We start from the raw sequence: 13636 nt of genomic DNA on the forward strand, positions 1-13636 counted from the left end.
GAGTTTATGATGTGTGAAAAAAGCATAATGTCGGAAATCAGGGATGCGCAGATTGCCATGGAATTGATCTCCTTTGGCGCAAGGATGCAGGTTCTGGAAAGCGAAACGAGCTTAAGCCGCAGGCGTTTATTAAAGCTTTATAAAGAGCTTAAAGGCTGTTCGCCGCCGAAAGGCATGTTGCCGTTTTCCACAGACTGGTATATGGCGTGGGAGCAGAATATCCATTCGTCAATGTTTTATAACATCTACTGTTATTTGCAAAAGACCGAATCGGGCCGCCCTGTTGAAATTATGCTTAAAGGCTACCGTCTCTATTTAGAAAATAGCCTGAACGGTGCCGCGCAAAAGCCGGTATTAGGTTTAACCCGCGCCTGGACGCTGCTGCGTTTTATTGACTGCGGCATGATCAAACATATCGAGTGTTGCACCTGCGGCGGGCGTTTCATTACCGCGCCGGAAAGTACCCAGGGCGTCTTTACCTGCAGTTTATGTTTTCCGCCCTCCCGGGCAATTAAACGCGCAGGCCCCGAGCGAACGCTCATCACCCCCCGGCTATAACCGGATTGGGCATGCGCTGCGCGCACTATTCAGCGTGGCAGGTTGTTTTATTCAATGATTAAGGAGTTGCAGTGTTAGTCATTATTGGCTATGTCGTCGTCCTCGCTACCGTATTTGGCGGGTTTGTGCTGAGCGGCGGTAACCTCGCGTCACTATTTCAGCCGACCGAGCTATTAATTATCGGCGGTGCCGGAGTAGGGGCTTTTATTGTCGGTAATAATGGCAAAGCGATCCGCGCTACCCTTAAAGCCCTTCCCTCGCTGTTTAAAGGCTCACATTTCAGCAAATCACTCTATCTGGATCTGCTGGGCATGCTCTATCTGCTGCTGGCAAAAAGCCGCCAGAGCGGGCTGGTCGCGCTGGAAAACGATATTGAAGATCCGCAAAACAGCCCGATCTTCTCTGCCTATCCGCGCCTGCTGGCCGATGCCGACATCATGAACTTTATCGTCGATTACCTGCGCCTGATGGTCAGCGGCAACATGAACGCCTTTGAAATTGAGTCGTTGATGGATGAAGAGATCGAGACCTGCGAGCACGAGCATGAAGTGCCGGCGCACAGCCTGAACGCCGTCGGCGATGGCCTGCCGGCGTTTGGTATCGTCGCGGCGGTGATGGGCGTGGTGAACGCGCTGGCGGCGGCGGATCGCCCGGCGGCAGAGCTTGGTGCGCTGATCGCGCACGCCATGGTCGGCACCTTCCTCGGTATTCTGCTCGCCTACGGCATGGTTCTGCCGCTGGCGACCCTGCTGCGCCAGCGCAGCGCTGAACATCTGAAGATGATGGAGTGCATCAAAACCACGCTGCTCTCCAGCATTAACGGTTATGCGCCGCAAATCGCCGTCGAGTTTGGGCGTAAAACGCTCTTCTCGACCGAGCGTCCAAGCTTTGCCGAGCTGGAAGATCACGTGCGGGAAGTCCGCTCCTCTTCCTCCTCCTCAGGCGCCTCCTCGTCTGCGAGTGACGCAGCATGAGAAGGAAGCCCGTAGAGACCATCGTCGTTCGCAAAACCATCAAAAAAGGGCATGGTTCGCACGGCGGCTCGTGGAAGATCGCCTATGCGGACTTTATGACCGCAATGATGGCCTTCTTCCTCGTGATGTGGCTGCTCTCCTCCTCAAGCCCCGAACAGCGCCAGCAGATTGCTGACTACTTTAAGGTGCCGCTGAAGAACACGCTGGCGCACGGCACCAAGGCAAGCCTGAGCGACAGTATTGTCCCCGGCGGCGGCGATGATGCGATGAAGCAGGATGGTGAGGTGTTTAAGCGAACGCTGCAAAAACTCGATCAGAAGAAGAGCGAAGCCAACCTCAAGCGGGCGCGCGAGAAGCTGGAGAACCTGATTGAGGTCGATCCGCGGCTTAATAACTTCACCTCGAACCTGCGGCTCTCCCTGACCGATGACGGGCTGCTGTTGCAGATCACCGACAGCGCCGACCGGCCGATGTTTAAGGTCGGACGCCCGACGCCGGAAAACTACATGGTCAATATTCTGCAGGCGCTGGTGCCGGTGCTTAACGATATGCCCAACCGCATCATTTTGACCGGTCATACGGATTCACTCCCTTACGCCAACGGCGAACAGGGCTACAGCAACTGGGAGCTCTCTTCCGATCGCGCTAACGCCTCGCGCCGCATTCTCTCTGGCGCGGGCCTTGCCAGTAAAAAATTCATCCGGGTGGTCGGTACGGCGGACACCATGATGCAGGCCGGCTCCGACGCCGCCGATCCCATCAACCGCCGCATCAGCATCCTGGTATTAAGCCAGCAGAAAGAGAAACAGATCATGCAAGAAGATGTGCTTTTACGCGACACGCTGGTCAGCCCCGCGCCGCAGCCAGCCAGCGGCAAAGGCACGCCAGAGCCCGCCGCTAAGCGCGCTCCTGAGGAGATCAAATAATGGATATAAGCGATTTTTATCAGGCCTTTTTCGACGAGGCGGATGAGCTGATGGCGGATATGGAGAAGTATCTGCTTGAGTTGGATCTCGAGGCTCCGGACAGGGAAGTACTTAACGCCATTTTCCGTGCCGCCCACTCCATCAAGGGTGGGGCGGGTACTTTTGGTTTTACCGTCTTACAACAGACCATGCATATTCTTGAAAACCTGCTGGACGATGTACGGAGCGGTAAATTGCAGATCAACGACCCGATCCGCGATCTGTTTCTGGAGAGCAAAGATATTATGCAGGACCAACTGGACGCCTATAAAGCTTCCGCTGAGCCCGATCAGGAGGCGTTCCGCTACATTTGTGAAGCGCTGCGCCAGATTGCCCTCGACAGTGCCGAGCCGACTACGCTGCCTGCTGAAGTCGCCGCGCCTGTGGCCGTCGAGCCAGTTGCACCGCCCGTCGCTGCGGCGAAGCCGGAGGGCGAGCGTTTACGTATTATCCTCAGCGCTGTAAAAGAGGAGGATCAGCAGCCGCTGATTGACGAGCTGGGCAACCTGGGCAAGGTCAGCGCCTTGCAGACGGACCAGACGGGTTTGCAACTGACGCTGGCGACCACCGCCACGCCGGACGATATCCTGGCAGTGCTCTGCTTTATCCTCGAGCCCGAGCAGATTGCGATCTCTCCCGCCCCCGTGGAAGAGCCCTCCGTTCCCGCTATTGAGACCACCGCGCCTGCACAAAGCAGCGCAGCCCCGGCGGTGCGCGCCGCGCGCCCGGAAACCGCGCGCGCGAAACCGCATCAGGCGGAGGCGAGCAGCATTCGCGTGGCGGTAGAGAAAGTGGATCAGATAATCAACCAGGTCGGCGAGCTAATCATCACCCAGGCGATGCTCTCGCAGCTCTCTGGCATGCTCGACTCCTCCACCCACGACATCCTGATTACTACTATCGCTCAGCTGGAGCGTAACGCCCGCGATCTGCAGGAGTCGGTGATGTCGATTCGCATGATGCCGATGGATTATGTTTTCAGCCGCTTCCCGCGTCTGGTACACGATCTCGCCGGCAAGCTGAATAAAGAGGTAGAGCTGACGCTGGTTGGCGGATCCGCCGAGCTGGATAAGCGGCTGATCGAACAGATTGTCGATCCCTTAACGCACCTGGTGCGCAACAGCCTCGATCACGGTATTGAGCCGGTTGAGGTGCGTCGTGTCAACGGTAAAGCGGAGAAGGGTAACCTGGTGCTGTCGGCTGAACATCACGGCGGCAACATTATTATTGAAGTGACCGACGACGGCGCCGGGCTGAATCGCGAGAAGATCCTCGCCCGCGCGCAGCAGCAGGGGATGGCGATCAGCGACAACATGAGTGATGAAGATGTCTGGATGCTGATTTTTGCGCCGGGCTTCTCCACCGCCGAAAAGGTGACCGATGTCTCCGGGCGCGGCGTCGGTATGGACGTGGTGCGGCGTAACATTCAGGAGATGGGCGGCCATGTGACGATCCACTCCGAGCAGGGGCGTGGCTCCAAGATCCGCATTATTTTGCCGCTGACGCTGGCGATCCTCGATGGCATGTCGGTGCGCGTCGGCTCTGAGATCTACGTCCTGCCGCTCGGCAGCATGATGGAATCCCTGATGCTCTCCGAAAACACCCTGCACCGGATGACCGGCGGCGAGCGCATGTTGCAGGTACGCGAAGAGTATCTGCCGCTGGTTGAGCTCGGCAAACTGTTCGGCATTCACGATGACGATTATGACTTCAGCGAAGGGATCGCCGTGATTGTACAGAGCGCCGGCAGCCGCTACGCGTTGCTGGTCGATCAACTGATTGGTCAACATCAGGTGGTGGTGAAAAACCTCGAACAGAACTATCGCAAAATCCCCGGTATTTCAGCGGCGACAATCCTTGGCGACGGCAGCGTGGCGCTCATTCTGGATGTGGCCGTGTTAACAACATTGGCGAAAAACGCGAAACCTCACTGACAGCAAGCCTGAAGGGCGTTTTTGAAAAGGTTATAAGATGAACGTATCTGACTCAGACAAACAGTTATCGGGCGACAACGCCGGGAATGAGTTCCTGGTATTTACCCTGGGCAATGAAGAGTACGGGATTGAGATCCTGAAGGTGCAGGAGATTCGCGGCTACGATCGCGTGACGCGGATCGCCAACACGCCCGATTTTATTGCCGGTGTTACCAACCTGCGCGGCGTGATCGTGCCGATCGTCGATCTGCGCGTGAAGTTTACCCTCGGCTCGGCAGAGTTTGATCAAAATACCGTGGTGATTGTGCTAAGCCTCGACAGCGGCCGTGTGGTGGGCATTGTGGTAGACGGCGTCTCTGACGTGCTGGCGCTGAACGCGGCGCAGATTAAGCCCGCGCCGGAGTATACCGTTACGCTTTCCACGCAGTATCTGCTCGGTCTCGGCTCTCTGGATGAGCGGATGCTGATTCTGGTGGATATTGAGAAGCTACTGAACAGCGAAGAGATGGAGCTGATTGAGCGCGTGACCGAGAACGCGTTTTAACGCTCCTCGCTCAGGCAGTGTGCAAAGCCCCTCCCGGCAACGGGAGGGGCTTTTTTGTTGCTGTTCCCGTAGGCCGGATAAGGCGGAGCTGCCATCCGGCATTATCATCGCTGCACGGATTGCCGGATGGCGCTTGCGCTTATCCGGCCTACAAAAGCGAGCCCACAGCAACGCTTTCATCGCTTTTATCTCCGGTCTTACAGCGAGGGGTTGTGTCCCCGCTGAAATCGGCGAACCGGAGCGTGAATGACAAGGTCTGGACGCCATGGATGGCGGACAGAGGCGAACCGAGACAGGATGTCGAGTCGAGCCGGCCGCAGTCAGGCACGCGGGAGGTGAGCGCAGTGCGCAGCACCGATTTCCTCGCGGGGCCGCGGGGATTGATAAGGGGAGCGCGGCCGCTTCCCTTATCCCGTTCACCGCATAAAAGATTAATGAAACTCCCCATCGCCTGGTGAACGGAACCCTTCCACCAAAGCCGCATGCAAACCCCATTGCCGGATGGCGCGTACCGCTTATCCGGCCTACGGGTCGGAGCGGTTTTGTAGGCCGGATAAGGCGCAGCCGCCATCCGGCAATGGGTGCCACGGGGATAATGCCGGATGGCGCGTATCGCTTATCCGGCCTACGGGTCGGAGCGGTTTTGTAGGCCGGATAAGGCGCAGCCGCATCCGGCAATCGGTGCCACGGGGATAATGCCGGATGGCGCGTACCGCTTATCCGGCCTACGGGGTCGGAGCGGTTTTGTAGGCCGGATAAGGCGTAGCCGCCATCCGGCAATCAATGTCAGCCCAGCTCGATCTAACAAAATGCAGGCATAAAAAAACCGCCCGGTGAGGGGCGGTTGAAGGATAAGGCAGGAACACCTGCCTTAAGCGGCAGAGATTAGCCCAGCAGGGACAGCACGTTTTGCGGAACCTGGTTAGCCTGTGCCAGCACGGTGGTGCCTGCAGACTGCAGAATGTTCGCGCGGCTCATTTCAGATACTTCAGACGCGAAGTCAGCATCCAGAATACGAGAGCGGGATTCAGACAGGTTGTTAACGGTGTTGTTAAGGTTGCTGATAACAGACGCGAAACGGTTCTGTACCGCACCCAGACCGGAACGCATTTCATCAACCTGCGCCAGCGCTTCGTCGATTTTGGTCAGCGGATCGGAAGTTGCCGGAGTAGTAGAAACAGCTTTACCGGTATCCGTTGCAGCCCAGGTAGTGGTATCAATAGTCGCTTCAGTCAGGTTGCCGGCACCGTCGTCAACGTAGTAATTACCCTGGCCATCTTCCATTAACGTACCGGTGATACCGGTCATGTTAATAGCCTGGTCTTTCATCATATCTTCACCAACAACGCTGGTCGGTGTGCCTACAACGGAGCCAGAAACGTCAGTACCGGAGTCGAAGGAGATCTCACCAGTAGTCGGATCTTCAGTTACGGCGTACATTTCAGCGCCAACCTGCGCATAGACGTCACCGTTATCGTCAACCACGATATCGTCAACTGCGGTAGCAGTACCCGCGGTATCAGTAAAATTAGCAACATCGTAGTCGAAACCACTGTCAACTTTCACTGTACCGGTGCTTGCAGTTAGAGTAGTGGTGTCAATGCCGTTAGCTACGCTGAAGCCGTCCATACCCAGAGTAGAAGAGTCCATCTGGTTCAGTTCGATATCGATAGTCTGGCCATCGTTAGAACCAACCTGGATAGAGAGCTTCTGGTCTTTGCTCAGTACTTTCACGCCGTTGAACTCGGTCTGTTCAGAGATACGGTTGATCTCGTCCAGACGCGCGTCGATTTCGTCCTGGATGGACTGACGGTCAGAATCGGAGTTGGTGCCGTTCTGAGCCTGTACGGACAGACGACGGATGTTCTGCAGGTTGTCGTTGATTTCGTTCAGCGCGCCTTCAGTGGTCTGTGCAATGGAGATACCATCGTTGGCGTTACGGGAAGCCTGAGTCAGACCGTTGATGTTAGCGGTGAAACGGTTAGAGATCGCCTGACCTGCTGCATCGTCTTTCGCGCTATTAATACGCAGACCAGAAGAGAGACGTTCAATTGCAGTACCCAGAGAGTCCTGAGATTTGTTCAGGTTGTTCTGAGCGACGAGGCTAAGGGCGTTAGTATTAATAACCTGGGACATGATAGTTCCTTATACACAATTTACTATACAGAGTATGGTTATGCGTCATTTCGTTCGCATACTAAATAAATCGGCCTTTTAAAAAATGACTAAAGTTTTTCAGGGCAAAAAGTTTTTATTGAATCGACCGTTTTTTGATTAAACACGCCGTTTTGATGCAATTCTGTCTCTTATTTATACGTTTTTTGTTTTTATTTTAAGAATTGGCGCCAGGAGTGGCGTTATATCGACTATTTAGTTGTGGGTTAGTGGTTGATGATTTCTTTGGTGACTCTTCCTATATAAAGAAGAAAAGATGAGGAGAGAGCGATAGGCCAAATTAAAGCCATTTTTGCTGCCATTTAAAAGCAATAAAATAATGCTTTTTGAAAAGCTGTTTGATGGCCTGTTAATACGTAAGGGAAGACGGCTGGCTATATATTTGTTGTTTTTTAGATAACGGTAAAAAATTCATCTTTTATTTTCCTGCGCCGATAGCTTAATAGAGAACCACCGCAAAACGAGATTTCCGACAGGAGAAAAAATGGGTATTTCATCACTAGGCGTCGGTACCGGCGGGATTGATACAGCCTCGATGCTTGACCAGATTCAGGCGGCCGAGCAAACGCGACTGACGCCTTATACCAACCTTAAGAGCAAATATGAGTCGCAGATTTCCGACTGGGGCAAAATCTCCAGCCTGATGTCGACGCTGCAAAAAAGCATCACCACCATGAGCGGTGATGCCTTTAATAAATTAAACGTCAGCAGCAACGAAGCGTTCACCGCCACGGCAACCAGCAGCGCACAAGCCGACAGCCATTCGGTGACCATCTCCCAGTTAGCTGCCGCGCACAAGCTAAAAACCCAGGCGCAAGCCAGTGCCGATACCGCGCTTGGCACCAGTAACACCGGCGGTACGCGCACCATCACCATCACCCAGAACGACGGCAAAACCATGGAAGTTGAACTGGAAGATGATGAAACGTCGCTGAACCAGATTGCGAAAGCGATCAATAAAGAGAAGGGCAACGTCACCGCCTCGGTACAGCGTACCGATGATGGCTACCAGCTAGTGCTGAGCTCGAAAACTACCGGTTCCGACGGCGAAATGTCGGTAAAAGTGGATGGCGATGCTTCGCTGGCGGGCGTGCTTGATACCGCTAACGGCGGTCAGCATATTGACGATCAGGGCCAGGTGATTAATGACCCGGGCCAGAGCGACAATATGATTTCGGTCTCCGACGCCAAAGATGCCAAACTGCGCGTCGACGGCTCGGACTACACCCGTTCCAGCAACAACATCACCGACATCATTGATGGCGTCACGCTGAACCTGAAAACCGTGTCGGAAAATGGTGACGCTGAGCAGTTAACGCTGACCAACGATACCTCGGCGATCAAAACCAGCCTGCAAGACTTCGTCAGTAAATACAACGCGTTGCTCAAGCAAACCACCTCTTCCAGTAAGTATGTCGCGGCAGATACCTCCGATCTGGGCGATGAAGAAGTGGCGACCGAAAACTCCGACAACGGTTCGCTGATGGGCGACTCCACGCTGCGTGGGCTGGTGAGCGAGCTGCGCTCAACCGTTAACGGTGTGTATGGCGATGCGGGCGCAACTTACGGTTCACTGGCAGATTTAGGCATTACTATCGATGCCGCTACCGGCCAGATGACTCTGGATGAAGATACGCTGGACGAAGCGATTGCCGATAACCCGGAAGAGATTGCCACCATGTTCACCGGACGCAGCGATAGCGAAGGTATGGCCACGTCGCTCGGCAAAATCATGACCGATTACCTGGGGGATTCGAAAACCGACACCGACGGCATCATCGAAGGGGCGACCGACAGCCTGGAGGATCAGACTGAAATCGTACAGGCGCAGATCGATAAAACCCAGAAGCTGATTGATGCGCAGGTGGAGGTTTACCGCGTGCAGTTCCAGAACCTGGACTCCCTGATGTCGAACCTCAACAGCATGAGCTCGCAGCTCACCTCGCTGCTCTCCACACTCTAATTTTTATTTACAGCAGGCCGTTATCGGCCTGCTTTGAGGAGCTTTTTATGTATGCATCACAAGGCGCCAACGCCTACGCCCGGATTTCGCTGCAAAGCAAACTCGCTGGCGCGACGCCGCACCAGTTAATTACTATGCTGTTTGACGGCGCGCACAGCGCCATCCTGCAGGCCGCCATCCATTTTGAGAACGGTAATGTCGCCCAGCGCGGCAAAATGATTTCAAAAGCGATCAATATTATTGATAACGGCCTGCGCGCCGCGCTCGATCATGAAACCGGAAAAGGTATCGCCGCTGACCTCGAGCAGATGTATGAATATATGTCGCGCACGCTGCTTGAGGCCAATCTGCATAATAATCCCGAGCCGTTAAAACATATTGATGGTTTATTAATGAAGCTGGCAGCGACCTGGAAAGAGATTGAACCGGCACAGAAAAGGGTGCGCTATGGCTGAAATAATCCCTCATTACTATCGCGAGCTGTATGAGATGAACCTGGCGATCCTCGCAATGGCGAGAGAAGCGCGCTGGGATGATTTTATTGAGGTTGCTTCGCGTTATGTCATCAAGAAGCAGGATATTTTAAATAACAGTACGGATGCCCTTTCGGCCAGTGAAAAAGAGGCGCTGAAAGGTCTGCTACAACAGTTGCTCGATAATGAAGCTGAAATCACCCGCAATTTACGGGCGCGTCTTGATACGTTAAAGCAGAACTTATCCTCTATACATCGTGGTGCCCGGTGCAGCCAACTTTATACCCTTCATCAAGCCCCTTCGTTACATTGAGTTTATAAAAAAGGCTGTAGGTTGATTCTAAACCTGGAGCCTTTTTAATTACCCTAACGATAATTCACGGTTAATTGATTGCGCAGCACAGTAAGCGGCGGCTGCAGTTGACCGGCACGGTTCACAGAATAGATAAAACGAAACTCTCCGCTGGCTGGAAAAGGTATCGCCACGCGTTGCGTTCCCGCAAGCGCGGGTAATATGACGCAGCGCTCGATGCGACAGAGCTTAATCTCTAATCCCGGAGGGGGAGGGGTGAGCAGGGTAATGCGCCAGGAGAAGTGCGTCACGCGCGCAGAAGGGGAGAGGTGGTCAGGGGCATGCAGCGGGCGGGCGCGCAGGATCGCTTTACCGAGGCTGACGCTGCCGCCCATACTTGTGGCGCTCCACGCGCCTTGTGGCGGTTGAGCCGCTGCCGGCAATGCCAGCAGCAGGCTTATCAGCAGGGCGCGTTTCATGCACTGGTGCCAATCACGGCGGTCATCTGCACCGTTTTATTGTTGCTGATCTCCATGGTAGACAGCACGCCAAGCTGCGGGAAGGCGCGGCGCAGGAAGCGCGACACCATGGCGCGCAGCGCCGGGTTGACCAGCACCACCGGCGAGACGCCGAGGGACTGCTGTTCGGTAATGGCGCGATCGGCCTGGCGCATCAGGTTTTCCGCGATACCCGGCTCAATGGCGCTACCGCTTTGCAGTGACTGAATCAACAATCTCTCCAGCGCGCTGTCGAGGCCAATCACTTTGATATCGTCATCATTGCGGAACCACTGGGCGGTGATCGCGCGGCCCAGACGTACGCGCACCTGCGAGGTGAGCTCATCCGGATCGTTCTGCACCGGCGCATACTCCGCCAGCGTATCGATAATGGTGCGCATATCGCGGATCGACACACGCTCGGCCAGCAGGTTCTGCAACACTTTGTGGAACAGCGTTACGGAGATAACGCCCGGGATCAGATCTTCCACCAGCTTCGGCATCTCTTTGGTGATGCGATCGAGCAGCTGCTGCGTCTCCTGGCGGCTGAACAGCTCTTCGGTGTGCAGCGTGATGAGATGGTTCAGGTGGGTGGCGATCACCGAGCTGGGATCGACCACCGTAAAGCCCTGGATCTGCGCCTGTTCACGCAACACTTCATCGATCCAGCAGGCGGGCAGACCAAACGCCGGATCGACGCACGGCGTACCCGGCAGCGTCCCTTCGGCATAGCCGGGGTTGATCGCCATCCAGCGGTCGGACTCAATATCGCCGCTGCCAATCTCTACGCCCTTCAGCAGAATGCGGTAATGACCGGGCGCCAGATCGAGGTTATCGCGAATATGGATCGGCGGCGGCAGAAAGCCCATCTCCTGGGCGAACTTCTTACGGATACCGCGTACGCGCACCAGCAACTGGCCATCCTGGGTACTGTCAACCAGCGGAATCAGGCGATAACCCACTTCGAGGCCGAGCACATCTTCCATCTCGACATCTTCCCACGAGGCTTCGGCAGAGGCGTGATCGTTGGCGGCCTGCGCGCTGGCGCTATCTTTATCATCGGCAGTACCGCGCCTGGCGGCGGCAGGTTGCTTCATTTGGCGGCCGCGCATCCACCAGGCGAGCCCCAGCAGAATGGCGGTAAACATCAGGAAGACAAAGTTAGGCATGCCGGGGATCAGCCCCAGCAGGCCGATAACGCCAGCAGAAAGCACCATCACCCGCGGGTTGTTGAACAGCTGGCTGACCATCTGCTCGCCGATATCTTCATCATTGGAGACGCGGGTGACAATCACACCGGCGGCGGTCGAGATAATCAGCGCCGGGATCTGCGCCACCAGGCCGTCACCGATGGTCAGCAGGGTGTAAGTCTCGCCCGCTTCGGCGACGCTCAGGCCGTGCTGAAGCACGCCGATGGTCAGACCGCCGATGACGTTAATCGCCATGATCAGCAGCCCGGCGATCGCATCCCCGCGCACGAACTTACTCGCACCATCCATCGAGCCGTAAAAGTCGGACTCCTGGGTCACTTCGCTGCGGCGACGTTTGGCCTCGGCTTCGCCGATAAGCCCGGCGTTGAGGTCGGCGTCGATCGCCATCTGTTTGCCGGGCATGCCGTCGAGCACAAAGCGCGCGCCCACTTCGGCGATACGCCCGGCACCTTTGGTGATGACCATAAAGTTGATGATGATGAGGATGGCGAACACCACGATACCAATCGCGAAGTTGCCGCCCACCAGGAAGTGGCCGAAGGCCTCAACCACCCGGCCTGCGGCGGCGGCACCGGTGTGGCCCTCCATCAAAATAATACGCGTTGAGGCGATGTTAAGTGCCAGTCGCAACAGGGTTGAGAAGAGCAGCACCGTCGGGAAGGCGGAAAACTCGAGGGTCTTCTGCGTAAACATCGCCACCAGCAGGATCATCAACGACAGGACGATATTGAAGGTGAAGAGCGTATCGAGCAAAAAGGCGGGCAGCGGCAGCACCATCATTGCCAGAATCAGCATGATCAGCACCGGGCCGGCCATAATTTGCCATTCGGTTTCTTTAAACGCCGGTAAGCGTAGTTTGCTGGCGAGATTAGCCATCAGTCTTTACTCTCAGTTGCGAAATCCATCGACGCAGGAACCGCAAGGTTCCCGGGTTTTTTCGGCGGAATGCCGCCGCTACTGCGCCAGCGTCGCAGGCCGTAAACCCAGGCCAGAACTTCCGCGACGGCGCTATAAAGCTCACCCGGGATCTGCTCGCCAATATCACAGTGGCGATAGAGCGCACGGGCAAGCGGGGGCGCTTCGAGCATCGGCACGCGGTGTTGCGCGCCCAGCTCACGTATTTTTAAGGCGATGTCGCCGGCACCTTTCGCCACCACCGTCGGCGCACTCATGCCGCCCTCTTTGTAGGAGAGCGCCACCGAGTAGTGCGTCGGGTTATTGACGATGACATCCGCTTGCGGGATGTCGGCCATCATCCGGCTGCGAGCCGCCGCGCGCTGCATCTGCTTGATGCGGCTCTTGATATGCGGATCGCCCTCTTGTTGTTTAAACTCATCGCGGATCTCCTGGCGGCTCATGCGCAGCTTCTTCAGGTGACTCGTGATTTGGTAAAAGACGTCGTAGCCCACCACCGGCAGCAGGAAGAAGATCACCATCAGCAGGCAGTTAAGTACCATGCTCATGGCGTGGGCGACGGCCATCGGTAACGCTTCGTTAACCAGCTGGATGAAATGCGCTTTGTTGTTGTAGAGGTAGAGCGCGAAGGCGCACGCCACCAGCGCCACCCTCAGACTACCTTTGAGCATTTCCGACATCACCTGCGCGGAGAAGAGCCGTTTCAGCCCCTGCAACAGCGACAACCGCTTGAGATCGACCTTCAGCGATTTGCCGCTTAAATTGACCCCACCCAGCAGCATCGGCGCGGCAATCCCGGTGATGAAGAGACCGAATAAGATGGGCAGCAGCGCACTGCCCATCATCTCCAGTAAAAAGCGCGCCTGATGGAACATCGACTGCGGATCCATCACCGGTAAGCGGTTGAGCACCAGCCCGCTGCGCAGCAGTTGCATCATGTTGTGGGCAAACTGATTGCCGCCGGAGAGCATCAGCGCCCAGCCGGCCAGCAGCATCAGTAACGAACTCAGCTCTTTCGAGCGTGGGATCTGCCCCTCTTCACGCGCCTTCTGTTTTCGGTGGGGCGTGGGTTCTTCGGTTTTTTCTACGTCACTCTCTTCTGACATGATCTGCTCAGTGCACGGGCCGCGCCCGC

At 55.9% G+C, this 13636-nt stretch carries 12 protein-coding genes; 8 read left to right on the top strand and 4 right to left on the bottom strand.

Going from position 1 to position 13636, the window contains the following annotated elements; translation table 11 throughout:
- Positions 1-9: 9 nt before the first annotated feature.
- The 5 genes from flhC to cheW all read left to right on the top strand — a co-directional run bounded on the left by flhC (position 10) and on the right by cheW (position 4975).
- Positions 10-558 carry a flagellar transcriptional regulator FlhC gene (gene flhC, locus ABIC80_RS18070; RefSeq protein ID WP_042712473.1) on the top strand — a complete coding sequence of 183 codons (549 nt, stop codon included), beginning with the start codon at positions 10-12 and terminating at the stop codon, positions 556-558.
- Positions 559-629: 71 nt separating this feature from the next.
- The gene (gene motA / locus ABIC80_RS18075; protein ID WP_429178075.1) at positions 630-1532 is read left to right on the top strand and encodes a flagellar motor stator protein MotA; all 903 of its coding nucleotides are present in this window, start codon (positions 630-632) and stop codon (positions 1530-1532) included.
- Positions 1529-2458 carry a flagellar motor protein MotB gene (motB, locus tag ABIC80_RS18080; RefSeq protein ID WP_094421727.1) on the top strand — a complete coding sequence of 310 codons (930 nt, stop codon included), beginning with the start codon at positions 1529-1531 and terminating at the stop codon, positions 2456-2458. The genes motA and motB overlap by 4 nt, the downstream gene beginning before the upstream one ends.
- Positions 2458-4431: a chemotaxis protein CheA gene (cheA, locus tag ABIC80_RS18085; RefSeq protein ID WP_429178077.1), complete on the top strand. Its 1974-nt coding sequence runs from the start codon at positions 2458-2460 to the stop codon at positions 4429-4431. The genes motB and cheA overlap by 1 nt, the downstream gene beginning before the upstream one ends.
- Before the next feature lie 37 nt (positions 4432-4468).
- A complete protein-coding gene (cheW, locus tag ABIC80_RS18090; RefSeq protein ID WP_042712466.1) occupies positions 4469-4975 on the top strand; it encodes a chemotaxis protein CheW in 507 nt (168 codons plus the stop codon).
- An 885-nt stretch (positions 4976-5860) separates the two neighbouring features.
- On the opposite strand, the gene ABIC80_RS18095 is transcribed toward cheW, so the two are convergent.
- Positions 5861-7111 carry a FliC/FljB family flagellin gene (locus ABIC80_RS18095; RefSeq protein WP_429178079.1) on the bottom strand — a complete coding sequence of 417 codons (1251 nt, stop codon included), beginning with the start codon at positions 7109-7111 and terminating at the stop codon, positions 5861-5863.
- 523 nt (positions 7112-7634) lie between these two features.
- Here ABIC80_RS18095 and fliD point away from each other — a divergent pair.
- Genes fliD through fliT form a run of 3 tightly spaced genes read left to right on the top strand, consistent with a single transcriptional unit; the run spans position 7635 to position 9899 of the window.
- Complete coding sequence (gene fliD / locus ABIC80_RS18100; protein WP_429178081.1) at positions 7635-9113, top strand: flagellar filament capping protein FliD; 1479 nt, start codon at positions 7635-7637, stop codon at positions 9111-9113.
- A gap of 47 nt (positions 9114-9160) precedes the next feature.
- Complete coding sequence (gene fliS / locus ABIC80_RS18105) at positions 9161-9568, top strand: flagellar export chaperone FliS (protein WP_042712461.1); 408 nt, start codon at positions 9161-9163, stop codon at positions 9566-9568.
- Positions 9561-9899, top strand: coding sequence for a flagellar protein FliT (fliT, locus tag ABIC80_RS18110; protein WP_054804580.1), 339 nt, complete (start codon positions 9561-9563; stop codon positions 9897-9899). The genes fliS and fliT overlap by 8 nt, the downstream gene beginning before the upstream one ends.
- 53 nt (positions 9900-9952) lie before the next feature.
- Here fliT and ABIC80_RS18115 read toward each other — a convergent pair whose 3' ends face one another.
- From ABIC80_RS18115 to flhB, 3 genes are read right to left on the bottom strand one after another with little or no spacing between them, the layout of a single operon-like run.
- Entirely contained in the window at positions 9953-10357 is a 405-nt protein-coding gene (locus ABIC80_RS18115; RefSeq protein WP_312278396.1) for a flagellar protein FlhE, read from the bottom strand.
- Positions 10354-12462: a flagellar biosynthesis protein FlhA gene (gene flhA / locus ABIC80_RS18120; protein ID WP_429178083.1), complete on the bottom strand. Its 2109-nt coding sequence runs from the start codon at positions 12460-12462 to the stop codon at positions 10354-10356. Before flhA ends, ABIC80_RS18115 begins: the two co-directional genes overlap by 4 nt.
- On the bottom strand, positions 12462-13607 hold the full coding sequence (gene flhB / locus ABIC80_RS18125) for a flagellar biosynthesis protein FlhB (RefSeq protein WP_288883294.1): 1146 nt from the start codon (positions 13605-13607) through the stop codon (positions 12462-12464). The genes flhA and flhB overlap by 1 nt, the downstream gene beginning before the upstream one ends.
- Between the last annotated feature and the right edge of the window lie 29 nt (positions 13608-13636).

The sequence above is a fragment of the Kosakonia sp. 1610 genome (assembly GCF_050435845.1).
Classification (GTDB): domain Bacteria; phylum Pseudomonadota; class Gammaproteobacteria; order Enterobacterales; family Enterobacteriaceae; genus Kosakonia; species Kosakonia cowanii.